Annotated in this window: 25 protein-coding genes; 11 read left to right on the top strand and 14 right to left on the bottom strand. The window is 71.6% G+C overall.

Going from position 1 to position 26668, the window contains the following annotated elements:
* Positions 1 to 113: 113 nt before the first annotated feature.
* The 7 genes from sigK to VGJ24_RS08690 are packed head-to-tail and all read left to right on the top strand — an operon-like array spanning position 114 to position 7404.
* Positions 114 to 731, top strand: a complete 618-nt coding sequence (gene sigK, locus VGJ24_RS08720) for an ECF RNA polymerase sigma factor SigK (protein ID WP_331500148.1) — start codon at positions 114 to 116, stop codon at positions 729 to 731.
* On the top strand, positions 728 to 1486 hold the full coding sequence (locus tag VGJ24_RS08715) for an anti-sigma factor (RefSeq protein ID WP_331500147.1): 759 nt from the start codon (positions 728 to 730) through the stop codon (positions 1484 to 1486). Before sigK ends, VGJ24_RS08715 begins: the two co-directional genes overlap by 4 nt.
* Positions 1483 to 3456 carry an FAD-dependent oxidoreductase gene (locus VGJ24_RS08710; RefSeq protein WP_331500146.1) on the top strand — a complete coding sequence of 658 codons (1974 nt, stop codon included), beginning with the start codon at positions 1483 to 1485 and terminating at the stop codon, positions 3454 to 3456. The genes VGJ24_RS08715 and VGJ24_RS08710 overlap by 4 nt, the downstream gene beginning before the upstream one ends.
* Positions 3453 to 4739: a cyclopropane-fatty-acyl-phospholipid synthase family protein gene (locus VGJ24_RS08705; RefSeq protein ID WP_331500145.1), complete on the top strand. Its 1287-nt coding sequence runs from the start codon at positions 3453 to 3455 to the stop codon at positions 4737 to 4739. The genes VGJ24_RS08710 and VGJ24_RS08705 overlap by 4 nt, the downstream gene beginning before the upstream one ends.
* A complete protein-coding gene (locus VGJ24_RS08700; protein ID WP_331500144.1) occupies positions 4736 to 6028 on the top strand; it encodes a cyclopropane-fatty-acyl-phospholipid synthase family protein in 1293 nt (430 codons plus the stop codon). The genes VGJ24_RS08705 and VGJ24_RS08700 overlap by 4 nt, the downstream gene beginning before the upstream one ends.
* A complete protein-coding gene (locus VGJ24_RS08695; RefSeq protein ID WP_331500143.1) occupies positions 6025 to 6810 on the top strand; it encodes a DUF1295 domain-containing protein in 786 nt (261 codons plus the stop codon). The genes VGJ24_RS08700 and VGJ24_RS08695 overlap by 4 nt, the downstream gene beginning before the upstream one ends.
* Positions 6811 to 6837: 27 nt before the next feature.
* Complete coding sequence (locus tag VGJ24_RS08690; RefSeq protein ID WP_331500142.1) at positions 6838 to 7404, top strand: protein-L-isoaspartate O-methyltransferase family protein; 567 nt, start codon at positions 6838 to 6840, stop codon at positions 7402 to 7404.
* Here the strand turns inward: VGJ24_RS08690 and VGJ24_RS08685 are convergent.
* Positions 7397 to 8305, bottom strand: a complete 909-nt coding sequence (locus VGJ24_RS08685) for a homocysteine S-methyltransferase family protein (protein ID WP_331500140.1) — start codon at positions 8303 to 8305, stop codon at positions 7397 to 7399. The genes VGJ24_RS08690 and VGJ24_RS08685 overlap by 8 nt on opposite strands.
* Positions 8306 to 8462: 157 nt before the next feature.
* Here VGJ24_RS08685 and VGJ24_RS08680 point away from each other — a divergent pair, with 157 nt between their 5' ends.
* The 3 genes from VGJ24_RS08680 (at position 8463) to VGJ24_RS08670 (ending at position 11643) form a co-directional block, all read left to right on the top strand.
* Entirely contained in the window at positions 8463 to 8801 is a 339-nt protein-coding gene (locus VGJ24_RS08680) for a hypothetical protein (RefSeq protein WP_331500138.1), read from the top strand.
* A gap of 41 nt (positions 8802 to 8842) precedes the next feature.
* Positions 8843 to 9949: an NAD(P)/FAD-dependent oxidoreductase gene (locus VGJ24_RS08675; RefSeq protein WP_331500137.1), complete on the top strand. Its 1107-nt coding sequence runs from the start codon at positions 8843 to 8845 to the stop codon at positions 9947 to 9949.
* Between the two features lie 62 nt (positions 9950 to 10011).
* Positions 10012 to 11643 carry a response regulator transcription factor gene (locus VGJ24_RS08670; protein WP_331500136.1) on the top strand — a complete coding sequence of 544 codons (1632 nt, stop codon included), beginning with the start codon at positions 10012 to 10014 and terminating at the stop codon, positions 11641 to 11643.
* Here VGJ24_RS08670 and VGJ24_RS08665 read toward each other — a convergent pair.
* The 12 genes from VGJ24_RS08665 to VGJ24_RS08610 form a co-directional block, all read right to left on the bottom strand.
* Positions 11637 to 12806, bottom strand: coding sequence for an acyl-CoA dehydrogenase family protein (locus VGJ24_RS08665; protein WP_331500135.1), 1170 nt, complete (start codon positions 12804 to 12806; stop codon positions 11637 to 11639). The two genes, VGJ24_RS08670 and VGJ24_RS08665, sit on opposite strands and share 7 nt — an antisense overlap.
* Complete coding sequence (locus VGJ24_RS08660) at positions 12803 to 14773, bottom strand: acetyl/propionyl/methylcrotonyl-CoA carboxylase subunit alpha (RefSeq protein ID WP_331500134.1); 1971 nt, start codon at positions 14771 to 14773, stop codon at positions 12803 to 12805. Before VGJ24_RS08660 ends, VGJ24_RS08665 begins: the two co-directional genes overlap by 4 nt.
* Complete coding sequence (locus VGJ24_RS08655) at positions 14770 to 16356, bottom strand: acyl-CoA carboxylase subunit beta (protein ID WP_331500133.1); 1587 nt, start codon at positions 16354 to 16356, stop codon at positions 14770 to 14772. Before VGJ24_RS08655 ends, VGJ24_RS08660 begins: the two co-directional genes overlap by 4 nt.
* Positions 16353 to 16838, bottom strand: a complete 486-nt coding sequence (locus tag VGJ24_RS08650) for an SRPBCC family protein (RefSeq protein ID WP_331500132.1) — start codon at positions 16836 to 16838, stop codon at positions 16353 to 16355. Before VGJ24_RS08650 ends, VGJ24_RS08655 begins: the two co-directional genes overlap by 4 nt.
* The gene (locus VGJ24_RS08645) at positions 16835 to 17968 is read right to left on the bottom strand and encodes an acyl-CoA dehydrogenase family protein (protein ID WP_331500131.1); all 1134 of its coding nucleotides are present in this window, start codon (positions 17966 to 17968) and stop codon (positions 16835 to 16837) included. Before VGJ24_RS08645 ends, VGJ24_RS08650 begins: the two co-directional genes overlap by 4 nt.
* Positions 17965 to 18309: an AtuA-related protein gene (locus tag VGJ24_RS08640; RefSeq protein WP_331500130.1), complete on the bottom strand. Its 345-nt coding sequence runs from the start codon at positions 18307 to 18309 to the stop codon at positions 17965 to 17967. Before VGJ24_RS08640 ends, VGJ24_RS08645 begins: the two co-directional genes overlap by 4 nt.
* A complete protein-coding gene (locus tag VGJ24_RS08635; RefSeq protein ID WP_331500129.1) occupies positions 18306 to 19619 on the bottom strand; it encodes an acyclic terpene utilization AtuA family protein in 1314 nt (437 codons plus the stop codon). Before VGJ24_RS08635 ends, VGJ24_RS08640 begins: the two co-directional genes overlap by 4 nt.
* Positions 19612 to 20403: a TIGR03084 family metal-binding protein gene (locus VGJ24_RS08630; protein WP_331500128.1), complete on the bottom strand. Its 792-nt coding sequence runs from the start codon at positions 20401 to 20403 to the stop codon at positions 19612 to 19614. The genes VGJ24_RS08635 and VGJ24_RS08630 overlap by 8 nt, the downstream gene beginning before the upstream one ends.
* Positions 20400 to 20996, bottom strand: coding sequence for a TetR/AcrR family transcriptional regulator (locus VGJ24_RS08625; RefSeq protein ID WP_331500127.1), 597 nt, complete (start codon positions 20994 to 20996; stop codon positions 20400 to 20402). The genes VGJ24_RS08630 and VGJ24_RS08625 overlap by 4 nt, the downstream gene beginning before the upstream one ends.
* A 171-nt stretch (positions 20997 to 21167) precedes the next feature.
* Positions 21168 to 23753, bottom strand: coding sequence for an FtsX-like permease family protein (locus tag VGJ24_RS08620; RefSeq protein ID WP_331500126.1), 2586 nt, complete (start codon positions 23751 to 23753; stop codon positions 21168 to 21170).
* Positions 23750 to 24466 carry an ABC transporter ATP-binding protein gene (locus VGJ24_RS08615; RefSeq protein ID WP_331500125.1) on the bottom strand — a complete coding sequence of 239 codons (717 nt, stop codon included), beginning with the start codon at positions 24464 to 24466 and terminating at the stop codon, positions 23750 to 23752. The genes VGJ24_RS08620 and VGJ24_RS08615 overlap by 4 nt, the downstream gene beginning before the upstream one ends.
* Positions 24463 to 25053, bottom strand: coding sequence for a PadR family transcriptional regulator (locus tag VGJ24_RS08610; RefSeq protein ID WP_331500124.1), 591 nt, complete (start codon positions 25051 to 25053; stop codon positions 24463 to 24465). The genes VGJ24_RS08615 and VGJ24_RS08610 overlap by 4 nt, the downstream gene beginning before the upstream one ends.
* A gap of 193 nt (positions 25054 to 25246) precedes the next feature.
* Here VGJ24_RS08610 and VGJ24_RS08605 point away from each other — a divergent pair, with 193 nt between their 5' ends.
* The gene (locus VGJ24_RS08605) at positions 25247 to 26005 is read left to right on the top strand and encodes an RDD family protein (RefSeq protein ID WP_331500123.1); all 759 of its coding nucleotides are present in this window, start codon (positions 25247 to 25249) and stop codon (positions 26003 to 26005) included.
* A gap of 13 nt (positions 26006 to 26018) precedes the next feature.
* Here the strand turns inward: VGJ24_RS08605 and VGJ24_RS08600 are convergent, their stop codons facing one another.
* Positions 26019 to 26654, bottom strand: a complete 636-nt coding sequence (locus tag VGJ24_RS08600) for an MOSC domain-containing protein (protein WP_331500122.1) — start codon at positions 26652 to 26654, stop codon at positions 26019 to 26021.
* Between the last annotated feature and the right edge of the window lie 14 nt (positions 26655 to 26668).

Here is a 26668-nt window from a genome sequence, read left to right as displayed (position 1 = left end):
CCGGCACCCCTGGCCAATCCGGACCACGAGCCGCTCCGAACGCCCCTTGACCGCACACAGTTCGCGACCCTTCGGACGCTGACAGTCGGGACCCGAGACGACAGGATCGAACCGTGAGCCACCTGAGGCCCGTGCCGTCCGACCCACCACCCTCGGAGGGGGGCGGGTCGGTCGCCGCACACCTGGCTGAGCTCCTGAGGCGGGCGAGCCGCGGGGACGAGGGCGCCTTCGCCGAGTGGTACGACGCCACCTCGGCTCGCGCGTTCGGCCTCGCCGTCCGGGTGCTGCGTGACCGGGCCCAGGCCGAGGAGGTGACCCAGGAGTCGTACCTCGACTGCTGGCGCCACGCCGCGCGCTTCGACGCGGCCAAGGGCAGCGCGATCTCGTGGCTGCTGACGATCGTGCACCGCAAGGCCGTCGACCGGGTCCGCTCGGCCGAGGCCTCGGGCCGCCGCGACGCGGCGTACGGGCAGCGTGAGATGTCGGTGGCCCATGACGAGACGGCCGAGGCCGCGGCCACCTCGATCGAAGCCACCCGCGTCCGCGCGGCCCTCGCGCACCTGACCAGCAAGCAGCGAGAGGCGGTGGTGCTGGCGTTCCTCGGCGGCTACACGCACACCGAGGTCGCCTCCATGCTCGACCTTCCGGTCGGCACGGCGAAGACCCGGATCAGGGACGGGCTGATCCGGCTCAGGGACGCATTGGGCGTCGGAGAGGTAGCGCAGGCATGAGCGAGATCCACGCGCTTTCGGGTGCCTATGCCGTCGACGCCCTCGACGACATCGAGCGGGCCCAGTTCGAGCAGCACCTGGCAGAGTGCGCCGAGTGCCGCGCCGAGGTCGCGTCGTTCCGCGAGACGGGCGCGCGGCTCGCCGAGACCGAGGCCGAGGCGCCGCCGGCGTCGCTGCGGTCGAGCGTGCTGGCCGGGATCAGCCAGGTGCGACCCCTGCCGCCGGACTCCGCGTCGGCGGAGACGACCGAGCCCACCCAGCCCGCCCAGCCCACCCAGCCCGCCGTACGGCGTCGCCGGTTGCCGCACCTGCTTCTGGCTGCCGCCGCTGTGGTGCTGCTGGCCGTCGGCGTGCTCGCCTGGCACCCCTGGCAGCACGACGCGGCCACGATCGCCGAGCAGGTCCTGAACGCACCGGATGCGGTCCGGGTGACCGAGCAGCTGCCGAACGGCGGCGGCCGGCTCACCCTGGTGCGCTCGCCGTCTCTGGGGCGCGCGGTGATGATCGGCGACCAGGTGCCCGACCCCGGCGACGGCAAGACCTACCAGCTCTGGCTCCAGCAGCCGGGCCGCGGCATGGTGTCGGCCGGCCTGATGCCGGACGCCGACCAGCCGACCGTGCTCACCGGGAACCTCTCCACCGCCCAGGCGGCCGCGGTCAGCGTCGAGCCCGCGGCCGGGTCGAAGACCCCGACCCTCCCGGCGGTCGCCCTCTTCCCGTTGAGTACGGCCGGCGGAGGGACCGACCCGGCATGACCGACGAAGCGACCGGGCGCCGGCGGATCGCGGTGATCGGGTCCGGCGTCGCCGGTCTCACCGCCGCGCACGTCGCCGCCCGCACCGCTCACGTGACGCTCTACGAGGCGGACGCTCGCCTCGGCGGGCACGCGGACACGCACGACGTGGGCGGGCTCGCGGTCGACACCGGCTTCATCGTGCACAACGAGCGCACCTACCCGACGCTGTTGCGGCTGTTCGCGGAGGTCGGGGTCGCCACGCAGCCGTCGGAGATGTCGATGTCCGTGCGGGACGAGGCGACCGGGCTCGAGTACGCCGGGGCGCTGGGAGCGCGCGGCCTCTTCCCGACCGCCCGCAACCTGACCCGTCCGGCGTACCTCCGGATGCTGGGTGAGGTCCCGCGGTTCCATCGGCGCGCCCGCGCTCTCCTCCGGGAGTCTTCCCACTCCGGAGACACACCACTTCGGGAGTTCCTTGCCGAGGGACGTTTCTCGCCGTACTTCCGCCGGCAGTTCATGGAGCCGCTGGTCGCGGCCGTCTGGTCGTGCGACCCGGCAGTCGCGCTGGACTACCCCGCGCGCTACCTCTTCGAGTTCCTCGCACACCACGGGATGCTGTCCGTCACCGGCTCGCCGCAGTGGCGAACGGTCGTCGGTGGGTCACGCGAGTACGTCGCGAAGGTCGCCGTCGGCCTCGACGACGTCCGCGTGGGCACGAAGGTCACGTCGGTGCTCGAGACCTCCACCGGGGTGCTGGTCACCGACGGCAACGGAGCGACCACGACGTACGACGCGGTGGTGGTCGCGACCCATCCCGACCAGGCACTGGCGATGCTGGCCGAACCGACCGCGTCCCAGCGCCGAGCCCTGGCCGCCATCCCGTACCGCGACAACGCGGCCCTGCTGCACACCGACACCTCCGTGCTGCCACGGAACTCAGGGGCCCGAGCCTCCTGGAACTTCCTCCGCCCGCGCGACGCCCGCACCGGCGTCACGGTCACCTACGATCTGACCCGGCTCCAGCGGCTCGCCACCGACACCCACTACCTGGTCACGCTCGGCGGTGAGGAGCTCGTCGACCCCGACACGGTGGTCGCGCGGATGGAGTACGCGCACCCGATCTACACCCCCGAGTCGGTCGCCGCGCAGCGCGCGCTCCCGGAGGCGAACACCGCGCGGATCGCATTGGCGGGCGCTTACCACGGCTGGGGCTTCCACGAGGACGGGGCGCGCTCCGGCGCCGCGGCGGCCGCTCACCTCGGGCTGCCGTGGGACGGGCCGGCGCTGCCGCGGCCGGGGATGTTCGCGTCGCGCATCCGGCACACGCGACGTCGGCCCTTCCGCAGGACCTTCGAGCACCACGCCCACACGTGGCTGGTCGACCTCGACGCGCTGCCCGACCACGGCGTCCTCGGCACGTTCGAGGCGCGCGACCACCTCGGCTCACCCGAGGCGTCACTGCGCGAGAACGTCGCGGCGTTCCTGGCCGCGCACGGCGTGGACCCGACCGGTGGCCGCGTGCTGATGGCGGCGAACGCCCGCGCGTTCGGCTACTGCTTCAACCCGATCAGCGTCTTCTGGTGCTTCGACCACACCCGGCGTCTCGCCTGCGCCATCGTCGAGGTGCACAACACCTACGGCGGCCGGCACGCCTACCTCGTCCACCCCGACGACCGTGGCCGCGCGCGGGTCGACAAGGCGCTGTACGTCTCGCCGTTCCACGGCACCGACGGCTGGTACGACGTGCGCGTTCCGGTGCCGGGCGACGATCTGCTGATAGCGGTCACGCTGCACAGCGACGACGGCGCGACGTTCACCGCGACCCTGGACGGACGCCGTACCGAGTCGTCACCACGACGGGCCGCGCCCGCCGCACTCCGAGGCTCGGCCCTGATCCGCGCGCACGGGATCGCGCTGTGGCTGTGCCGGCTGCCGGTACAGCCCCGGCCGGCCTCCGACGAGGTCGCCCACGAGGTGAGGCCTCGATGACCGCCGTCGTCAGCCGCCCCGCGATCGACCAGTGGCCCGACCTGATGAGGGTCCCGGCCGGAGCCCGCACCACCGTCTCGGCGTACGTCGCCCGCCGGCTGTTCCTGGCCGGCGTCCGGCGGCTCCCGGTCTCCGTCCGCCTCGAGGGCCGAACCCTCGGGGCGGGTGGTCCGGAGATGACGATCCACCGGCCGGACGAGTTCTTCGCACGGCTCGGTCGCGGGGCGCTGATCGGCTTCGGTGAGGGCTACCTGTCCGGGGCGTGGGACGCACCCGACCTCGGCGCCTTCCTGACGGTGCTCGCGGCCGACCTGCCGCGCCTCGTGCCCGACTGGCTGCAGACGCTGCGCGCCCTCGCCGTCGCGCGGCCGCCGCGACGCGAGCGGAGCACGCGGACGAACTCGCGCAACAACATCGCCCACCACTACGACCTGTCGAACGAGCTGTTCGAGCAGTTCCTCGACGAGAGCCTGACCTACTCCGCCGCGTTGTTCGACGGCGAGGAGCTTCACCTCAACGGCTTCTCGCTGATGACTGCCCCCGAGCAGGGAGCCGACCTCGCCCGGGCCCAGGGCCGGAAGATCGAGCGGCTGCTGGACCACACGGCGGTCGGCTTGGGCACGCGGGTGCTCGAGATCGGCACCGGCTGGGGTGAGCTGGCGATCCGGGCCGCTCGTCGAGGCGCCCTCGTGCACTCGATCACCTTGTCCACCGAGCAGCGGGACCTCGCCGAGAAGCGCATCACGGCCGCCGGCCTCGCCGACCGGGTGACCGTCCAGCTGCTCGACTACCGCGCCCTGCCGGACGACACGACGTACGACGTGGTGCTGTCGGTGGAGATGATCGAGGCGGTCGGCCACGATTTCTGGGTCGACTACTTCGCGATCCTCGACCGGGTGACCGGACCCGGCGGGCGCGTGGGCATCCAGGCGATCACGATGCCGCACGACCGGATGGTCGCGACGCGTCGTACCTACACCTGGATCAACAAGTACATCTTCCCCGGAGGCTTCCTTCCGTCGGTGGACGTGATCGAGCAGATCACCTCCCGGCACACGCGGCTACGGGTCACCGATCGACTGGCCTTCGGCTCGCACTACGCCGAGACGTTGCGGCAGTGGGACGAGCGGTTCCTGGCCGCGCACGAGAGCATGCTGACGCTCGGCTTCGACGAGACGTTCGTACGCATGTGGCACTTCTACCTGGAGTACTCCCGGGCCGGCTTCGCCTCGGGCTACATCGACGTCAACCAGATCGTGCTGACACGGGAGGACGCGCCGTGACCGCGACCATCTCTCGTCGTAGGACGAGTCGCGTCGGCGGGGTCGCCGTAGAGCTGGCCGAGGCGGCTCGGCCGTTCGTCGGTGGTGAGCTGCCGGTCCAGTTGCGTGCGTGGGACGGCTCCGAGGCGGGGCCGGCGGATGCGCCCGTCGTGGAGCTGACCAGCCCCGACGCGTTGCGGCGACTGCTCTGGCACCCGGGCGAGCTCGGCGCGGCGCAGGCCTACGTCACCGGCGAGCTCGAGGTGCCGGGCGACCTGGGCGCGGCACTCACGCATGCCTTCGCGGTCGGTCGCGAGCGCGGCCTCCCGGGACGGCCGAGCCCCTCGGCGCTCGCCCACGGCCTGCGCACGCTGGGCAGCCTCGGCGTCCTCGGGAAGCCACTGCCGCCCCCGGCGTCGCAGGCGCGCATGCGCGGACGGCTGCACACCCGGCGCCGTGATCGGCGGGCGATCAGTCACCACTACGACCTGTCGAACGAGTTCTATGCGCTGGTCCTCGACCCGGCGATGGCGTACTCGTGCGCCTACTACGGCGACGATCCCGATCAGACCGTCGAGTCGGCCCAGCGCGCGAAGCTCGACCTGGTCTGCCGCAAGCTCGACCTCGGGCCCGATCGGAGCCTGCTGGACGTCGGGTGCGGTTGGGGGTCGCTGACCCTGCATGCGGCCGAGCACTTCGGCGCGCGGGTGGTCGGCGTGACGATCGCGGCCGAGCAGAAGAGGTTCGTCGACCAGCGCATCGCGGAGCGAGGGCTGGGAGACCGGGTCGAGGTCCGGCTGCAGGACTATCGAGACGTCCCGGAACGGGACTACTTCGATGCGGTGGGATCCCTGGAGATGGGCGAGCACGTCGGCGAGCGCAGGTATCCGACGTACGTCGACGTCCTGCGGCGGGTGGTGCGTCCCGGCGGGCGGGTCCTCGTGCAACAGATGTCGCGCACCGCGAGGCATCCCGGCGGGGGGCCGTTCATCGAGTCGTTCATCGCCCCGGACATGCACATGCGGCCGGTCGGCGAGACCGTGGCTCTCCTCGAGCGCGGCGGCCTCGAGGTGCGCGACGTGCAGTCCCTGCGCGAGCACTACGTGCGCACCGTCGCCGGCTGGCTGGAGAACGTCGAGCTGAACCTGCCCGAGCTCACCGCGCTGGTCGGCGAGGAGGTGGTGCGGGTCTGGCGGCTGTACCTGGTGGGCGGCTCGCTCGCGTTCCGTGACGGGCGGATGGGGGTCGACCAGATGCTCTGCGTCCGGCCCGGCGCGGCTCACGACCTGCCGCCCGAGCGTGCCTGGTGATCTCCACCTGGTGGGGGCTGGCGCTCCTCGCGATCGGGGTCGCGGCGGTCTCGATGCTGGTGACGGCGTACGCCGCGCGCCGGGCCGGGCGGGTCTCGGTCGTCGACGTGACGTGGGGGCTCGCGCTGGCGGCGATCTCGGTCGCCGCCGCCGTGGTCGGGACCGGGACCCCGTGGCGACGGTGGCTGGTCGCGGTACTCGTGCTGGTGTGGGGTGCTCGGCTGTCGCGGCACGTCTTCAGGCGGGCCAAGGGGCACGGTGAGGACCCGAGGTACGCCGAGATGCTGGGCGACGGCGGGTTCCGGGTTGCGATCACCAAGGTCTTCGTGACCCAGGGGCTCGCGATCTGCCTGGTCTCGCTGCCGGTGATGGCCGCCGCGCACTGGGACGTCGACCTGACCTGGCTGGTGTGGGTGGGGGTTGTCGTCTGGGCGGTCGGCACCGCGTTCGAAGCCGTCGGCGACGCGCAGCTCGCGGCGTACAAGCGCGACCCGGACCGCGGGCCGGTGATGGACCGCGGTCTCTGGGGCTGGACCCGGCACCCGAACTACTTCGGGGACGCCCTGGTCTGGTGGGGCATCTGGCTCGTGGGCGGCGCGGCGTCGGGCTGGTGGCCCGCGCTCGTGTCCGTCCTCGCTCCGCTCGCGATGACCCACTTCCTCCGCAACGTCACCGGCGCCCGGCTGCTGGAGAAGACGATGTCGCAGCGCCCCGGCTGGGGCGAGTACGCCGCCCGGGTCCCCCTCTTCGTCCCGCGTCCCCCTCTGCGTCGTTCCCGGTAGTCCGTGAATGGCGCCTACCGTGGGGTGATGGGCGGGGTCGACCGGGTGGCGGAGGCGTTCGCGGCGACGCCCCGGGAGGAGTTCCTGCCGGCGTCACAACGTCGGAACGCGGGGTACGACGGCCCGCTGCCGATCGGGCTCGGCCAGACGAACTCCCAGCCCAGCACGGTCCGGGCGATGCTGCGGCTGCTCGACGTGCAGTCGGGCCAGAAGGTGCTCGACGTGGGATGCGGATCGGGCTGGTCCACCGCGCTGCTCGCCCGCCTCACCGGGCCGACCGGGCGGGTCCTCGGGGTCGAGCTGGAGCCCGAACTGGTGGAGTTCGGCACCCACAACCTCGACCGGGCCGACCTGCCATGGGCGAGCATCCACCAGGTCACGACGGGCGTCCTCGGCCTGCCGAGCGCTGCGCCGTACCACCGGATCCTGGTCTCGGCGATGGCACGCGAGCTCCCCGACGACCTGGTCGCGCAGCTGCACACGGGTGGGGTGATGGTCGTGCCGGTGAACGGAACGATGCTCCGCGTCGCCTCCTCGATGCGCGGCGTCGGCATCACGCGGCACGGCTCGTACCGGTTCGTGCCGCTCAGGTGAGCCGGACCCCCCAGAGTGCCGCGACGTGGCGGGCGTCGGTGCCGCAGCAGCCGCCGACGATCTCCAGCGCCGGGAGCCGCTCCTCCAGCGCCCGGTGCGCCGGCACCAGTACGTCGAGGTCTCCCTCGTCGAGCGTCTCGGCCTCGTCGAGCTCGGCGTGACTCTGCGTCGAGGCGTTGCTGCGCAGACCCCGGACCCGCTCGACCCAGGGGCCGGGGTCCGCGAAGGCCGGCAGGACGTGCTGTGGGTGCGCGCAGTTGACCATGAAGTACGCCGGAGGCGTGTCGTCGTCCACGGTCGTCACGGCCTCGCCGAGCGGAGTTCCGTTCGGGAGCCGGCCATCGGTCTCGAGGGTGAACGAGATGACCGCCGGGATGCCGGCCGCCGCGGCCGCCCGCGCGACCCCGAGCGCCTCGTGCGTGTCGGTCATGGTCAGCGCCGACACCTGATCGGCCCCGGCGGCGGCGAACGACGCCACCTGAGCGGCGTGGTAGTCGGCCGCCTCGTCCGCACTCGTCGCGCTGCCCGCGGCGTAGCCGTCCCCGCGAGGGCCGACCATGCCGACGACGGTCGTGCCGTCGACCCGACCGCCCCACTCGTCGGCGAGGCCACGCAGGAACTCGATCGCTGCGTGGTTGGCCGCGTCCAGGGCCGCTGCGTCGTCGCCGAGCACCGCACCCCAGTCCGGGTTCGCCCGCCACGTCGGCGACTCCAGCCGCAGCCCGGCGCCGGCGCGCTCGGCGATGGCGGCGTACCCCTCGTAGTAGGTCCGAAGGGCCGCTCGCCCCTCGTCGGAGCGAAGCAGCGGGTACGCCGTGAACTCCGGGAGGTCCACCCCGTGGTGGAAGATCAGGTCCGTCTCCAGACCACCGTCGGTCACCCACCGCCAGGTGCGGTCCATGTCGTGCCCTCCTCACCCGAGAGCCGAACGTGCGAGCCGTCCTACCAGTCTGCGGCAGGGCCGGACAAGGGCGATGGCCAGGATGACCCATGTCCGTCGATCGGAATGATCGATCCTCCCGACGCGGATCCTCGACCGGGCCACCTACGTTGCCGGTATGTGGAGCTCGATGCCGACGTTGGCGGGTCTGGCCGCCACCTTGGTGTTCGCGCTCGCGACGCTGCCCATGCTGGGCAAGGCTGTCCGCAGCCGCGATCTCACGTCGTACAGCACTGGCAACCTCGTGCTCGCCAACGTCGGCAACGCGGTCTACTCGATCTACGTCTTCCACCTGCCGCTGGGACCCATCTGGTTCCTGCACGGCTACTACCTGCTCTCGTCAGGGCTGATGCTCTTCTGGAGCCGCCGCTTCGCGCGCCGAAATGCGTCGATCTACCCACAGCCGCCCGCGGAATGGGTAGGTCGCCCGATGCGGTCAGCGGAGCGCGCTCCCTAGCGTGTGCGGCCATCACCAGCACCAGAGGACGGGAGCAGGCCATGGCACACGAAGACGTCGAGACCCTCATCATCGGAGCCGGCCAGGCCGGACTCGCGACGGGCTATCACCTGGCACAGGCCGGCCGGGAGTTCCTGATCATCGGTGCCGAGGACCGGGTCGGCGATGGCTGGCGTCGGCAGTGGGACACCCTGCGGCTCTACAGCCCCGCCCGATACGACGGACTGCCGGGCATGCCGTTCCCCGCGCCCAGCTGGTCCTTCCCCGGGAAGGACGAGGTGGCCGACTACTTCGAGGCGTACGCCCGGCGCTTCGACCTCCCGGTACGTCTCGGCCAGCGTGTGGACGGCCTCGAGGCAGACGGAGATCGCTATCTCGCCACTCTCGGTGACCGCACGATCGGGGCGGACAACGTCGTCGTCGCCACCGGCACCTTCGGGCGGACCCCCTACGTCCCGGACTTCGCCGACCGCCTCGACCCGATGATCACGCAGCTCCACTCGAGCGAGTACCGCCGGCCCTCCCAGCTCCGAGACGGCCCGGTCCTGGTGGTCGGGGGCTCGCACTCAGGCACTGATGTCGCCTACGAGGTCGCCGCGAGCCGACCCACCATCCTGTGCGGGCGCGACCCCGGCCAGATCCCGGTGCGCCTCGGCACGCCGATGTTCACGGTCGTCTTCCCCCTGGTCGTCTTCACGTTCACCCACATCCTGAGCCGGCGGACACCTATCGGACGCAAGGAGATGAACGAGTTCCGGTTCCATGGCGGACCAGCCCTCCGGGTGAAGCGCGCCGACCTGCGTGCCCGTGGCGTCGAGCGCGTGCACGAGAGGGTGGTCGGCGTCCAGGACGGTCGGCCGGTTCTCGCCGACGGTCGCGTGGTCGACGTGGCGAACGTCGTCTGGTGCACGGGGTTCCAACAGGCCTTCGACTGGATCGACCTGCCGGTCCTCGACGAGCACGGCTGGCCGGAGGAGCTGCGTGGTGTCGTCGACCGCGCCCCGGGACTCTTCTTCTGCGGTCTCTCCTTCCAATCGGCCGCCAGCTCGATGCTGATCCACGGTGCGCGTCGTGACTCGGCGTACATCGCGAAGCGGATCCGGCAGCGGACGCGGACGAAGCGGCACCCCGTCGCCCGGGCCGCATGAGCCGTGCCATGCGACCTCGCGAGGCCCGAGCAGAACGGCGTAGCCTGGGCGGAGGGGTTGTCATGGGCGTCGTGGACGATCTGGTCGCGGGCCGCGAGGCCTTCGAACGGCGGGAGTGGGCCGTCGCCCGCGACCGACTGGCTGGCTCCCCGGACCTGAGCCCGGCCGATCTCGAGTCGCTCGCGGTCGCCGCCTATCTCTGCGGTGACCACGACACCTGCGTGCGCGCGTGGCAACGCGCGTTTCGCGGGCGGGACGAGGCGGGCGAGACCAAGTCGGCCATCGACGATGCGTTCTGGATCGCCTTCGTCCTCAACACGACGGGAAACGACTCCGTCGGAGAGGGCTGGGTGGCGCGTGTCTCCCGGATGCTGGAGTCCGAGCCGGACGACGCGGTCGAGCGCAGCTACGTGGACATCCACCACATGTTCCGGCACATCGACAGGGCCGAGTTCCCGCAGGCCCTCGAGTATGCGACGCGGATCAGCTCGGCGGGGAGGAAGTCCGGCGATCCGAACCTCCTGGCGATGGGGCTGATGTGCGAGGGTCGCATGTTGATCTACGGCGGGCGCGTCCGGGAGGGACTCACGCTGCTGGACGAGGCCCTGGTGTGGGTCGCAGACGGCGAAGCGTCCCCGATCGTGGCCGGGCACGTCTTCTGCTCGATGATCGAGGCCTGCCAGGAGATCGGGGACTTCCGCCGGATGACCGAGTGGACGGCGGCGTTGACGCGATGGTGCGACGACCAGCCTGACCTGGTGCCGTTCACCGGCCAGTGTGCGGTCCACCGTGCCCAGATCATGCGGTCACACGGAGCGTACGAGCAGGCCCTCACCGAGCTCGGTCTCGCCCTGGAGCGGTACCAGGCCAACGGCATGGACCCGGCGGTCGGCCTGGCGATCTACGAGCGGGGCGAGGTCCTCCGCCTCCGCGGCGATCACGAGGCGGCCTCCGCGGCGTACGACGAGGCAGCGGCGCACGGCCACGAGCCGCAACCGGGCCTGGCCCTGCTGTGGCTCGCGTCCGGTCGCACCAGCGCGGCGGTCGGCGCCGTACGACGGCTGCTCGGCGAGTTCGCAGACCCCGTGCACCGGAGCCGGGTGCTGCCGGCCGCCGTCGAGGTGCTCCTGGCCGGTTCCGACCCAGCTGCGGCCGGCGCGGCCGCGGACGAGCTCGACGTGATCGCGGCGGCGTTCGACACTCCACCGCTCACCGCCTGCGCGGCCTGTGCCCGCGGCGCCGTCACCCTGGCGTCCGGAGACCCGGCCGCTGCGTTGTCCTCGTTGCGACGCGGTTGGCAGCTGTGGCAGCAGCTTGGAGCGCGGTACGACGCGGCTCGCGCGCGGACCCTGATCGGACTTGCCTTCCGGGCGCTGGGCGACGACGACTCGGCGACGTCCGAGCTCGCCGTGGCCCGGCGGAGTTTCCGCGACCTCGACGCCAAGGACGACGTGCGCCGGGTCGACCAGCTGCTGACTCCGCAGCTGCCCGACGGGCTGACCGAACGGGAGGTCGACGTCCTGCGCCTCGTCGCGCAAGGTCAGACCAACCCGCAGATCGCCCGCACGCTTTTCCTCAGCGAGAAGACGGTGGCGCGCCACCTGAGCAACATCTTCGGCAAGATCCACGTCTCGTCACGGACCGCGGCTGCCGCTTATGCCTTCGAGCACCGGCTCGCGGAGCCGGCTCAGTAGCTCTTGGGGAGACCGAGGGTGTGCATGGCGACGTAGTTCAGGATCATCTCGCGTGACACCGGCGCGATCCGGCCGGCTCGGGTCGCGACGAGCAGCCCGGCCATGCCGTACTCCTGCGTGATCCCGTTGCCGCCATGCGTCTGCACCGCCCGGTCGGCCGCGTCGCAGGCGGCCTCGGCCGCGGCGTACTTGGCCATGTTCGCGGCCTCGGCCGCGCCCGTGTCGTCGCCGGCGTCGTAGAGCGCGGCGGCCTTCTGGGTCATCAGCCGGGCGAGCTCGACCTCGATCTTCGACTGGGCCAGCGGGTGCGCGATCGCCTGGTGGGTGCCGATCGGGCCCTGGAACACCGTGCGCTCCTTGGCGTACGTCGCAGCCTTGTCGAGCGCGAACCTGGCCAGGCCCGTCGAGAACGACGCGGCCATGATCCGCTCGGGGTTGAGCCCGGAGAACAGCTGCACCAGCCCGCCGTCAGCTGTGTCGGGGTCGCCGACCAGCGCGTCGGCGGGGAGCCGTACGTCGTCGATGAAGACGGTGAACTGCAGCTCGGGGCTGACGATCTCCATCGGGATCGGTCGGTACTCGAAGCCCTCGGCGTCGGTCGGGACGACGAACAGCACCGGCTTCACCTGGCCGGTCCTCGCATCCTCCGTGCGGGCGACGACGAGCACGTTCGCGGCCTCGTCGACTCCGGAGATGTAGATCTTGCGCCCGTTCAGCACCCATGCGTCGCCGTCGCGCCGAGCCGTGGTGGTGATGTTGTGGGTGTTGATGCCGGCGTCGGGCTCGGTGATCGCGAACGCCATCGTGCCCGTGCCGTCACAGATGCCCGGGAGCCAGCGGCGCTTCTGCTCGTCGGTGCCGTATCGCGTGATGATCGTGCCGCAGATCGCCGGGCTCACGACCATCAGCAGCAGCGGGCAGCCCTGGGCGGCCAGCTCCTCGCAGACCGCCGCGATGTCGCCGATGCCGCCGCCCCCTCCGCCGTACTCCTCGGGGATGTTGATGCCGAGGTAACCGGTGCGCCCGATCTCGAGCCAGAGGTCGGTGGTCTTCTCTCCGGCGCGGGCCTTCTGGGTGAACCACTCGCGCCCGTACTTCCCGGCCAGCTTGGCGACCTCGCGGCGCAGCGCCTGACGCTCCTCGGACTCGGTGAACGTGGTCATTGCTTCTCCTCCACGACGGCCAGGACCTCGCCGGCGGCCACCTGGTCGCCGGGTCGGACGGACAGGTCGGTGACGGTGCCCGCCTGTGGCGCGGACACGGTGTGCTGCATCTTCATCGCCTCGATGATCAGGACCGGTTCGCCGGTGGCCACGTCGTCGCCCTTCGCCACCGCGACGCTGACGACGGTGCCCGGCATCGGGGCGAGCAGACTGCCGCCGGCCACGGCGTCGGCCGGGTCGGTGAACCGCGGGACGACGGTCAGGGCGACGTGTCCGCTCGGAGCGTCGACGTCGACCCGCTCGCCGGTGATCCGCACGTCGTACGTCGTGGCGACACCATCCGCCTCGAGGGTCACGCCGGTCGGGCTCGTCGCCCGGACGGTGAGGCCATCGACGACGTAGCCGTCGCGCCCGCCGTACCACTCCACCGTGATCGGGTCGTCCGCCTGGGCGGTTGCTCTAGTGCCCACCTGGGCGGACGACCGGGTGAAGCGAGTGATCTGGGGCTGGCTGACGACGTTGCGCCAGGCGACGGGAACGCCCTGCTGGACGGTCCGGGCCAGACGGTCGCGCTCGGCCAGGGCCAGGGCGGCTGCCACGAACGCGTCCGGGGCCGGCGACGGCGGGGCGAACGGGTGGTCGACGAGGAAGGTCGTGCCGATCTCACCGGCCACGAACGCGGGGTGGTCGAGGACGCTGACGAGCAGGTCGCGGTTGGTGGTGACGCCGTGCAGGCGCGCACCGCGCAGGGCCGCCGCCAGCCTGCGGGCCGCATGCTCACGGGTCGGCGCCCACGCGACCAGCTTGGCGAGCATCGCGTCGTAGTGGATCGAGACCTCGCTCCCGCTCTGCACCCCGCTGTCCAGGCGGAGACCCGGGCGGTTCAGCAGGTCGAACGCCGCGTCCACTCCTGGTACGTCGACCAGGGTGAGCACGCCGCTCTGCGGCTGCCAGTCGGCGGCCGGGTCCTCGGCGTACAGCCGCACCTCGATCGCGTGGCCATAGGTCTCGCCGATCGTGCGTGGGTCGGGCGAGTGTCCCTCGGCGACGGCCAGCTGCAGCTCGACCAGATCGACGCCGTGCACCAGCTCGGTCACCGGGTGCTCGACCTGGAGCCGGGTGTTCATCTCCAGGAAGTAGAAACGGTCCGTCGCGGCGTCGTAGAGGAACTCCACGGTGCCGGCCCCGCGGTAGTCGATCGAGGCGGCCGCGGCGCGAGCTGCCTCGTGCAGCGACGCGCGGGTGGCGTCGGGCAGGTGCGGCGCCGGCGACTCCTCCAGGACCTTCTGGTGGCGACGCTGGATCGAGCAGTCGCGCTCACCGAGGACCAGGATCCCGTTCGGATGACCCACCACCTGCACCTCGACGTGGCGGCCGCGCTCGACGTACGGCTCGACGAAGACGTGACCGTCGCCGAACGCGCTGGCCGCCTCGGCGCTTGCTGCCTCGAGCTCACCGCGCAGGTCGGCCAGCGACCGGACCACCCGCATGCCGCGCCCGCCGCCGCCTGCCGACGCCTTCACCACCAGCGGCAGGTCGGCTTCGGTCGGCGACCTGGGTGCCTCGAGCACGGGGACTCCGGCGCGGCGCATCAGCTCCTTGGCCCTGACCTTCGACCCCATCGCCTCGATCGACTCTGGCGCCGGACCGACCCAGGTGAGGCCGGCCTCGATCACGGCGCGGGCGAACCCGGCGTTCTCCGAGAGGAAGCCGTAGCCCGGATGGACCGCGTCCGCGCCGGTCCGCCGTGCGGCATCCAAGATCAGGTCGGACCGCAGGTAGGTGTCCGCGGGCGCACTGCCGGGAAGTCGGACCGCCAGGTCGGCCTCGGTGACGAACGGCATCGCCGCGTCGGCGTCCGAGTGGACGGCCACGGTCTCGATCCCGAGCCGGCGACAGGTCGCGAAGACGCGACGCGCGATCTCCCCGCGGTTGGCGACGAGGAGTCGCCTGATCGTCGAGGTCATGTCCGGAACACCCCGTAGCCACCGGCCCCCGTGAACGGAGCGTTCTCGATGACCGAGAGGCAGATCGCCAGCACCGTGCGGGTGTCGCGCGGGTCGATCACGCCGTCGTCGTAGAGCATCCCCGAGAGGAAGAACGGCAGGCTCTGCTCCTCGACGCTGGCCTCGACGAACGCCCGCATCTCGGAGTCGCCCTTCTCGTCGTACTCCTGTCCGCGCGCCTCGGTCGCGGCCCGCGCCACGATCGAGAGCACGCCGGCCAGCTGGGCCGGACCCATCACGGCCGACTTCGCGCTCGGCCATGTGAACAGGAACCGCGGGTCGTAGGCACGACCGTTCATGCCGTAGTTCCCCGCGCCGTACGACGCACCCATGATCACGCTCAGGTGCGGGACGGTGCTGTTGCTGACGGCGTTGATCATCTGGGCGCCGTGCTTGATGATCCCGCCCTGCTCGTACTCCGCACCGACCATGTAGCCGGTCGTGTTGTGCAGGAACAGCAGTGGCGTGTCGGCCTGGTTCGCCAGCTGGATGAACTGCGTCGCCTTCTGCGCCTCCTCGCTGAACAACACCCCCTGGGCGTTGGCGAGGATCCCGATCGGCCGGCCGTGGATCCGCGCCCAGCCGGTCACCAGCGAGGCGCCGTAGAGCGGCTTGAACTCGTCGAAGGGCCGCGCGTTGCCCGGGCTCGTGCCGTCGACGAGTCGCACGATCACCTCGCGGGGGTCGAACGGCTCCTTGAGGTCGGCCGGGATCAGGTCGAGCAGACTTTCGACGTCGGCGTCGGGTACGACGAAGGATGGGACCGACTCTGACATCGGGGACTGCACCTTGCGTCGGTTGAGTCGCGCGACGATCCGGCGCCCGATCCGGATCGCGTCGAGCTCGTCCTCCGCCAGGTAGTCGGCTAGGCCGGAGATGCGCGCGTGCATGGACGCGCCGCCGAGTGACTCGTCGTCCGCCTCCTCACCGGTGGCCATCTTCACCAGAGGTGGGCCACCCAGGAACACCTTTGCCTGCTCCTTCACCATGACGGTGTAGTCCGACATCCCGGGCACGTAGGCCCCTCCGGCTGTGGAGTTGCCGAACACGAGCGCGACTGTGGGCTGTTTCCGGGCTGACGCGCGGGTCAGGTCGCGGAACAGCTTGCCGCCGGGGATGAAGATCTCCTTCTGGGTCGGCAGGTCCGCCCCGCCCGACTCGACCAGCGAGATCGTGGGCAGGTTGTTCTCCTCGGCGATCTGGGAGGCGCGGAAGATCTTCTTCACCGTCCACGGGTTGCTCGCGCCGCCCTTGACGCTGGGGTCGTTGGCGGTGATCAGGCACTCGACCCCCTCGACCACCCCGATGCCGGTGACGACGCTCGCGCCGACGGTGAAGTCCGAGCCCCAGCCGGCCAGCGGCGAGAGCTCGAGGAACGCCGAGCCCGGGTCGACCAGGAGCTCGATCCGCTCCCGGGGCAGGAGCTTGCCCCGGGCGTGGTGACGCTCGACGTACTTCTGGCCGCCGCCACCGACAGCCTTGGCGTGCTCGGCGTCGAGGCCGGCGAGCTTGGCGAGCATCGCCTCGCGGTTGGTCGCGGTCATCGCTCCAGAACCGCCTTCATCCGCGCCAACGTCGTGCGCATGCCACGCTCGTTGGTGCGCCCACGGAGGGGGCCGAGCACCGTCCAGTACAGCCGCATGGGCAGCGACGGCTCGATCCGGAAGTACTCGGTGACCGTCGTCCCGTCGCCGTCCGACGCGAGCCGATAGCCCCAGTTGTTGAGGGTGATGGCGTCGGTGCCGACCGCGAACTCGAAGACCTGGTTCGGCACGCACGCGGTCACCTGGCACAGGGACCAGTACGTCGGGCCGACACCGTTGCGCTTGACGTGGCCCTTGAACGACGCCCCCACCGCGGGACCCGTCGACCCGCGCGTCCACCTCGCCTCGAACGTCTCCGGCGAGAACTGGCCGATCCGGGTCACGTCGCTGACCAGCGCCCACACCCTCTCCGGCGGAGCGTCCACGTGGACCGACACTTCGCGGGTGAGGGGGGTGAGAGGCAGGTGCACGTCGAACGTCATGGTGCGTACCCCAGCAGTCTGGCGGCGAGATCGGTGAGCACCTCGGTCGCACCTCCTCCGATCGGCAGGATCCGGGCATCGCGGTAGTGCCGCTCGACCTCGGTCCCGTGCAGGTAGCCGGTGCCTCCGTGAAGCTGCACGGCCTGGTCGCAGACGTACGTCGCACTCTCGACGGCGGTCTGCTTGGCCAGGCACGCCTCGGCGACGACGTCCTCTCCGGCCACGTGTCGACGGGCGATCTCGCGAACGTACGTCCGGGCGACCTCCACCCGTCGCCGCATCTCGACCAGCCGCTGACGCACGACCTGGTTGGCCAGCAGTGGCTTGCCGAACGTCTCGCGCTCCCGGCAGTACGACGCAGCGAGGGCGAGGCTGCGGGCGGCGATCCCGTAGCCGTGGACCGCCAGCGCGATCCGCTCGACCACGAACTGCTCGGCGATCTGGGCGAAGCCCGTGTTCTCAGCGCCGACGAGATTGGTGGCCGGCACCCGCACGTTCGCGAACCCGAGTTCGGCGGTGTCGGAGCAGTGCCAACCCATCTTCGACAGCGTGCGATCCACCGTGAAGCCGGGCAGACCCTTCTCGATCACCAGCAACGACAGTCCGGCAGCACCCGGCCCGCCGGTGCGCACGGCCGTGGTCACGACGTCGGCGCGCACGCCGCTGGTGATGAACGTCTTGGTCCCCTCGACGACGTACTCATCCCCCTCTCGCCGGGCGGTCGTCCGGATCCCGGCGACGTCGGACCCGCCGCCGGGCTCGGTGACGGCGAGCGAGCCGATCAGCTCGCCGGCCAGCGTGGGGCGCACGAAACGGTCGACGAGGTCGGCGTTCCCGGACGCCGCGAGGTGGGGCAGCGCGATCCCGGAGGTGAAGAGCGCGGCCATCAGCCCGCTCGACGCGCCCTCGTCGAACATGCCCTCCAGCACCGCGATGCTGTCGAGCAGGTCGCCGCCCTCACCGCCGACCTCGATCGGGAACGAGACGCCCAGCAGTCCGTGCTTCGCGGCCTGGCGGTGCAGGTCGCGCGGCACCTCGCCGGCGTCCTCCCAGTCCTGGAGATACGGCGCGACCTCGCGGCGGGTGAACTCCCGCGCCACCTCCCGCAACGCCTCACGCTCGGTCGTCACGCCAACGCCTCCGGGATCTCGACGTACCGCGACCGGGCCCACTCGCCGAGCCCCTTCGCCTGCGGGTCGAAGCGCGTCGACGCCGCGACGCCCTGGCCGAGCAGACCGTGCAGCACGACGTTCACGCCTCCGAGGTTGGGCAGTGCGAACACCTCGATCTCGAGGTCACGCGCCTCGGGGAGGAGCGTCCGGACGAAGTCCGGGCTGACCAGGTCGAGCAGCCAGGAGACACGCGCGTCGTACGCCGGGTGCGCGTCGTGCGCGACCCAGAGGCCGAGGTTGGCGTCGCCTCCCTTGTCGCCCGAGCGGGCGTGCACGAACGTGCCCAGCGGCACTCTCATGACACCACCTCGGTCCGGCCGTCGGCATGGTGCACCGTGTGGGTGACCCCCGAGCGGTCGACGTACTCCGCGCGATAGACGCCGTACGGCGTGCCGCTCCCGGGGGGCGCGGTGATCGTGAACCCCGGGTACGACGAGAGCGCGAGCTCGACCACCGCGCCACTGAAGTTGCGGCCGACCGCGTCGGGTGAAGGGTCCTGCACCGTGCAGCGCAGCAGCGTCGACGCACCCTCCTCGGTGTCGGCGTCGCGGCCGGGCAGCGCCCCGACCGACCAGGTCACCGACGACGCCGTGAGGCGCGGCTCGAGCTGAGCCCGGACCCAGGCCGCCTTCTCCTCGATGTCGAGGCCGGTCAGCACGAGCTCGACGGAGTTCCGGTGGCCCCCCAGCTCGTTGACGCACACCTTGAGCCGCTCGGGCGGCGAGATCCCGCGCACACCGGAGACGCGCACGAGATCGGGCGCCTCCTGGGTCAGGGTGACCGTCTCGAGGAGGGTGGTGACGTCGGGTCCGGCGTACTCGGTCGACTGCACCTCGTACATCAGCTGCGCGGTCACGGTGTCGACGCTGACCACGCCGCCGGTGCCCGGATGCTTGGTGATCACCGACGAGCCGTCACTCGCGATCTGGGCGAGCGGAAACCCCAGTGGTTGAGCGGGATTCTCGACGTTGGTGACTGTCGAGCCCGAAGCCAGGAACCCCGAGAAGTTGCCACCCGTCGCCTGGCACCCGCACTCGAGCACGTGCCCCGCGACCACAGCGCCGGCGAGCTCGTCGTACGCCGTCGGGCTCCAGCCGTGCCACCAGGCGGCCGGGCCGAGGACGAGGGACGCGTCGGTGACCCGCCCGGTGACCACCATGTCGGCGCCGTCGCGCAGCGCCGCGGCGATGCCGAACCCGCCGAGATAGGCGTTCGCCGTCAACGCTTCGGAAAAGCCCACGGAGCGGACGTCGTCTCCGTCGACGTACGCGATGTTCGGTGAGAGCCCTTGGGCCGCCGCGATCTCGGCGATCCGCGCCGCGAGCCCGGAGGGGTTGAGGCCACCGGCGTTGCTGACGATCCTCACGCCCCGCTCGAGGGCCAGACCGAGGCATTCCTCGACCTGCCGCGCGAAGGTCCGGGCGTATCCGAGGGCCGGGTCCTTGAGCTGGTCGCGGCCGAGGATCAGCATCGTCAGCTCGGCGAGGTAGTCGCCGGTGAGTACGTCGAGTGGACCGCCCTCCAACATCTCCCGCATCGCCGAGAGACGGTCGCCGTAGAAGCCGGAGCAGTTGCCCACGCGCAGAGGCCGGCCGGTCGGGTCAGCCATTGCTGGGCTCCCGCCCCTCTCCCGGCGGGCCGGCGAAGGCCTGGGCGATGTTCAGCCAGAGGTTCGCGTCGCGACCGGTGGCGACCAGGGACGTGTCGGCGCGGTTCACACGTTGGGTGACCAGCAGGCAGAAGTCGTACGCCGTGCCGGTCACGGTCTGCGTGGCGTCCTCGGGACCCCAGGCCCACAGATCGCCCGACGGCGCGGTGAGGTCGATGCGGAACTCCTCCGTCGGCGGCGGGGTGCGATGCATCGAGAACGCCCAGTCACGGGTGCGCACTCCGAGGTGGGCGACGTGCCGGATGCGATCGGTGATCTCGGGCTCGACGTCGAGCGCCGTGTGCACGTCGAGCGAGTGCGCCCAGGTCTCCATGAACCGCGCGGTGGCCATGGAGGCCGCGGACATCGGCGGCCCGTACCAGGGGATCCTCGCCCCGGCGGGGTAGGTGCGGAGCGTCTCGGCCAGCCGGACGCGCGCCGTACGCCAGCGTTCGAGCAGGACCGGCGGCGCCGCGATGCCGCCGGTCAGGGCCGCCCTGTCGACGGAGTGCTCGGGGTCGGCCAACGCCTCGAGCACGAGCGCGTCCCAGCCATGCTTGTCGGTCGCGGCGGTTCGGGCGGCCTCGTCGGTCCAGGCCAGATGGGCGATCTGGGTGGCGACGTCCCAGCCGGGTGCGGGCGTAGGCAGGCGCCACGCCGCATCGGGGAGGTCGGCGACGAGCGACTCCAGGCGGGCCGACTCGGTCGCGAGGTCAGCGAGCACGACGGTCAGTACGTCGCTCACGTCAGCGCCCCGTCGAGGGTGCGCGCCCACTGGTCGAGGATCCGGTTGCGACGGCGGGTGTCGTCGCTGATCGTCGCCGCCAGTCCGAGACCGCGGACCAGGTCGAGTGTCGCCTGCACGAGCTCGCGGACTCCCGGCCTCGACTCGTCGGCGCCGAGCAGCTCGACCGTCATCCGGTGCGTCTCCCGGCCGACCTTCTGCTCGAGCGGCTCGACGGCGGCGAGCAGCGCCGGCTCCGTACGGGCGGCGACCCAGAGCTCGAGCGCCGCGATGAACACCGGCGACGCGAAGTGGTCGCCGAGCATCCGGAGCACGTCGCGGGTGCGATGCGCTGCGGGTACGGCGGCCGCCGCGGCCGCCAGCTCGGCCCCTCGCACCTCGGTCAGGTGGGTGACCGCGGCGACGACCAGGTCGTTCTTGGTCGGGAAGTGGTGCAGCTGCGCGCCCCGGGACACACCGGCCCGCTCGCTGATCAGCGTGCTCGACGTACCGCCGAAGCCGTGCTCCACCAGGCAGTCGATGGTGGCGTCCATCAACCGTGCCCGCATCGCCCGCGACCGCTCCTCCTGGGACACCCGGACCGTCGACGACACCCCACCATGCTCTCGTCGTACAAACAAACAGTCAAGCCTGTCTGTTTGTTGTTTCCGGGGTAGTCCCTGACGTTTCCGTTCGATTGTCCTGCCGAACCCAACGGAAAGGTCAGGGACTACCCCTTCGTCCGCCATCGGCCACCCGGCGCGGGGCACTCGCCGAGTCGGCGACTAGTCCAGTCGAGCCACCAGGGGCAGCCGTGACCGAGCCACCAGCCCCACGAGAACCGCGGTCACGACCGGCAGCAGAACGACCAGGCCCACGATCTCCAGCCACGGGATCGACAGGTAGTGCGACGGCCCGGGCCCGGCGCTGTAGGTGCGCGTGAGCGGATAGGAGATCGCGATCCCCGGGACGAACCCGACCGCAGCACCCAGCACCGCCCCGACGACCCCGACAGACACGGCGTACGCCGCCGCCACCACCCGGCGCGTCCGCGGCGACGCTCCGACCGCGGACAGCGTGGCGAGGTCGGGCCGCGCGTCCGACAGCGCCAGGAACGTCGCCGTCAGCGTGCCGCCCAGCATCAGCACGGCCGCCAGGCCGAACAGGATCCAGAGCACGACCTTCTCGCTACCGGAGACCTGATAGCCGCGCTCGGTATAGAGGTAGGCGTTCTGGTCGATGCCGGTCAGCACCTGCTGGAGGTCGCCGGCCTCGGCGGTCGTGAGCGGCTGCCCGGTCACCAGCAGCCCGACGGTCTGGACGCGCAGGTGCAGCGCCCGCGCGACCGGCGGCGACAGGACGCCCATCACCGTCGGCTGGGTGTCGTGGCTGGCCACCACGACCGCCCGGACCCGGATCGAAGCCCCGCCCGGCCCGTCCAGTCCCAGCGACGCGTTCCGGACCGAGCCGTCCTTCTGCCCGAACAGCACGACCCCGCCGTTGCGGAGGACGGACGCGGCTCGCTGCCATTGCTTCGTCGGCAGGTCCTGGCGCACGAGCAGGGGTACGGCGTGCCCGTCGCTGACCAGGGCCTGGACCGGCAGGGTCGACATGAAGCCGTTGGGCAGCTCGACCCCCGGGCCCGCCTGGGCGTGGATGCCTCGTGAGCCGCGTACGCCGACCACGCGGCTGACCCGTGCCGCCGGAGCCACCCGAGCGACATCGGCCTCGACGGCTGCCCAGTCGGTGTGCCCGCTGTTCATCGCGATCGAGCTGTAGCCGAGGGGCAGCTGCGGCGAGTACTCCGCCTCGGCCTGTGCCTGGTCGCTGGTGTTCCCGATCGACAGCGCGACGACACCGGCAACGGTCGCGGCGACGGCCGCCACGGCCGGGACGGTGCGGGTGCGGTGTCGCGCCGCATCTCGTACGGCGTACCGGAGCGGCAGCGGGAAGGTCCGGCCCAGACGTGCCACCCCGACCACCACGACGGGCACCAGGAAGATCATGCCGAGGATCGTGAGGATCGCGGCCCCGGCGATCAGCCCACCACCCGATCCCTGCCGCGCCCCGAGGACGGCCAGCACGATGCCCACGGCGACCAGCGCCACCCCGATGTACGGCGAGCGCCTGCTCGCGGCGCGGTCCCCCCGCCGCCCGGCCAGCACGGCGACGACATCCTGCCGGGAGGCGATCCAGGCCGGGACCACCGCCGCCAGGAAGGCGCTGACGAGCCCGAACGCCGAGATCCCGAGCACGTGCCCCCATCGGATCTGGAACGGGCCGAAGTAGGAGTCGGACATCGACTGGAGCCAGGGCAGCAGGGCGCGACCCAGTCCGATGCCGAGCGCCACGCCGACGATCCCGGCCACGGCGCCGATCACGACGGCCGTGCCCAGCACGATGCGGCGCGACTGGGACGGCGTGCCACCGTTCGCCGCGATCAGGGCCAGGCTGCGCGACTGGCGCCGTGCTCCGACAGCGAAGGCGGGACCGGCCAGCAGCACGACCTCGATCAGAGCCATCACCCCGATCAGGGCCAGGACCTGGTAGATCGCCGTGTTGTCGGTACTGACATCGCGCACCTGCGGCGGCAGCTGCGCGGTCGTGGGCGGGTGCTGGAGCACCTCGCGCGACAGGACCGAGGTGCCGAGGTCGTTGAGCGCGCGGACCTGGCTCCATGTGACGGGGGCGCCGCCGATCAGCCAGGTGTGATGTGCGCCGGCTCGCGGCGCCGGTAGTAGATCGGCGTCGCCGACCAGCAGGGGTGCGGTGCGTTCGCTCGCCGACTCTGCCGTCCCGACGACGGAGAGCTCCGTGCCGTCACGCTCGGTGACGGTGTCGCCGACGGCATAGCCCTGGTGGGCCAGGGCATCGTTCACAGCGACCTCGTGGGCGCCGCTCGGCCAGCGCCCGGAGGTGAGCCGGAACAGCCCATGCGACAGGGGGCTCTGCAGGTCGAGGCTCGTGGCACCGACCACCAGCACACCGAGACGGGTCTTGATGTTCGCCTCGGCAGTACGCAGCTCGATGGCCGGCCGGGGTCCGCCGAGCGCCTGCTCGATGTCGGTCAGGGTCGCCGGGGCGGTGTGGTGGCCGCCTTCGGCGGCGAAGCCGCCGCTGCCGGGATCGGCGGCCTGGAACACCTTCCCGATCCCGGGCTGCGTCTCGACCCTCGCCTGCGCCGAGCCGATCCGCCCGTCGAGCCCCTCGACCGAGCTCACGCTGGCGGTCGCCTGGGCGACGTCGGCGGCGATCACCGCCACCACCGGGAACGTCACCATCACCAGCACGAGCACGCTGCGCGCCTTCGAGCGCCACGCCTCGCGCCAGGCCATCCGCAGCGCCAGGCGCCATCCCGAGACGACCTTCATCTCGCCTGCTCCAGCAGCGCGTCGGGGCGGTCGCTCCCGGCCTCGTCGACGATCACGCCGTCGCGCAGGAACACGACACGGTCGGCCCACGCGGCATGCCGGGCCTCGTGGGTGACCAGGACGCCGGCCGCTCCCGCATCGCAGCGGGCTCGGATCAGCCGCAGGATGTCCTCCCCGGTCTCGCTGTCGAGGGCACCGGTCGGCTCGTCGGCCAGGATCAGCCGGCGCTCGCCGACGATGGCCCGCGCGATCGCGATCCGCTGCTGCTGCCCGCCGGACATCTCGTCCGGGAACCGCCTCGCGAGCTCGCCGATGCCGACCTCCTCCAGGGCCGCGAGAGCGGCCTTGCGTGCGGTGCGCGATCCGGCGCCGTCCAGCTCGCGTGGGAGCGCGACGTTCTCCACGGCGGTGAGGGCCGGGATCAGGTTGAAGTCCTGGAACACGTAGCCGATCGAGGTACGACGCATCGCCGCGCGCCCCTTCTGGCCGAGGGCCGCGAGGTCGGTGCCCTCGACCCGGACGGCGCCGGACGTCGGGCTGTCGAGACCGCCGGCCAGCGTCAGCAGGGTCGACTTGCCCGAGCCGGACGGGCCCATCACCGCCACCAGCTCCCCGGCGTACGCCGCGAAGGTCACCTCGCGCAGGGCCGTCACCTCGGTCGCCGCAGCGCCGTGGACGCGGGTCACGGTGTCGAGCTCGAGCACGCCGGTCATCGCTCCGCTCCTTGGTGTGCAGCGTCGGTCCCGACCGCGACCACGGGCGTCGCCGACGTGGCGGACGAGGCAGCCCTCCGCAGCCGCGCCTCGCAGTGGTCGAGCCAGCGGATCTCCGCCTCGGCGTTGAACACCAGGGAGTCGAGCACCAACCCCCAGGCGAGCTCATGGGGGTCGTCGCCGGTGGCGCGCCGCTTGAGTCGGGTGTAGTCCTGCAATGCCGTCATGGTGGCCGACCGCTGCTGCTGGATCACGGTGCCGACCTCGACACCGGGCACGCTCACCGCGAGAGCCAGCTTGATCGCGAGCTCCTCGCGAGGCGGTTGGGTCCGCGGCACCGGCGAGCTGAACCACTCGGCGACCTCCTCCCGACCCGCTGCGGTCACGACGTACACGACGTGCCCGTCGCCGTCGGACCCCTGGCCCTCGACGAACCCGTCCCGCTCAAGACGCGACAGCGTCGTGTAGACCTGGCCGACGTTCAGCGGCCAGGTGCCGCCGGTGCGGTCCTCGAACTCCGCTCGTAGCTGGTAGCCGTACCGCGGACCCTGCTCCAGCAGGGCCAGCAAGGCGTTGCGCACCGACACCGGCGACACCTCCCCGTCGATCACATCGAGCTACGTCCCCCGTGGCCGTAGATACCGAGTATGTATACCCCACCCATACCGGGTATGCAAGCGGCGTCGCGCGCGTCGAGGCCGAAAGGGAGGCGTCTGCGCGGTCATACTCGTGCCACCTCGCGGGCGATCCGGTCCGCGGACGACCGAGGGGACAGACCCGATGTCGCACTACGGCTCACCGCCAGACCCCGACCCGAACCAGCCCGATCCAGGCGCGTCCGGCTCCACGCCGGGGCCTTCCGAGCCGGCGCCCTCCGAGCCCGCGCCGTACAACCCGTACCCCGACAACTGGAACTCGGCGCCGCAGAACCCCCAGAACCCCTACGGCCAGCAGAACCCGTACGGCGCCCCGGCGCAGCCACCGCCCGGCGCACCCGGCGGTCCCGCCAACCCGTACGCGGGACCGGTGGACACCAACAGGCCCACCTTCGCCTTCAACGGCTACGCCGGTTGGTGGACGCGCGTCGGTGCCTGGGTGATCGACTACATCGCCGGTGCACTCGCCTCGGCCCCGGCCCTGGTCGGCTACGTGGTCCTGCTGTCCAACACGTCCACGACGACCAACCCCGACGGGACGACGACCAGCCACTACTCCGGCAGCATCGGCGTCCCGCTCACGCTGATCCTGATCGGCGCCGTCACCGGGATCGCGTTCTTCGTCTGGAACATCTGCATCCGGCGGGGCCGGACCGGCGCCTCCGTCGGGAAGAGCGTGCTCGCGGTCCGCCTCGTCAACTCCGACATGCAACCGATCGGGGGCGGGTGGGCGTTCCTGCGCTACCTGCTGCATATCGTCGACTCGATCTGCTACATCGGGTACCTCTGGCCGATCTGGGACTCGCACAAGCAGACGTTCGCGGACAAGATCATGAGCACCTACGTGATCCACGCAGGCATCCCCCAGCCCCGGGTCTACTGACGGTAGCTGGGTCTCAGGGGCGCGCGGCGTACCGCCTGGCCTTGGCCCGCACGGCCGAGGTCAGGGCGATGCCCGAGTCGAGGAGGCCCTGCGCCTGAGCCGGCGTCATCCCGGTCACCAGCACGCCGATCGAGACCTCGTGGTCCGGCTCATGGTCGACGCTGATGGCGTCGCCCGCGCAGATGACGCCCGGCTCCACGACGCGGCACATGGCGCCGACCCGGCCGGTGCGGTTGAAGTCGACATGGAAGCCGTCGATGCCCATCCGCATCGAGAGGTTGTGGCAGGGCGTCCGCGGCTTGCGCACCTCGAGCAGGACGCCCCTGCCGGGCTCGCCGAGCCACCAACGCTCGCCGATCAGTGAGCTGGTGACGTCGAGCCCTCGGGTGCGCACGTTGTCGCCGAACAGCCCAGGCGGGATGTCACGCTCCAGCATCCGACCGAAGTACGCCGCGTCCTCCGCGGCATAGACATAGACCGCGGCATCCACGCCGCCGTGCGCGGAGTCGACGTGCTCGTCGCCCTCCGGTCCCCACTCGCCGACGCACACGGGGCCCGCCACGGGTCGCTTGTCGATGGCGGTCGGGTGGTAGTAGCCGTCGATGACCTCGTGCATGACGCAGACGGCGTCGACGCTGGCTCGATCCATGGCCACACCCTCTC

It is taken from the genome of Nocardioides sp. (genome assembly GCF_036493135.1).
In the GTDB taxonomy this organism is placed as follows: domain Bacteria; phylum Actinomycetota; class Actinomycetes; order Propionibacteriales; family Nocardioidaceae; genus Nocardioides.
The sequence above is the reverse complement of the archived record's forward strand: the minus strand, read 5'-3'. Positions and strand labels throughout refer to the sequence as shown.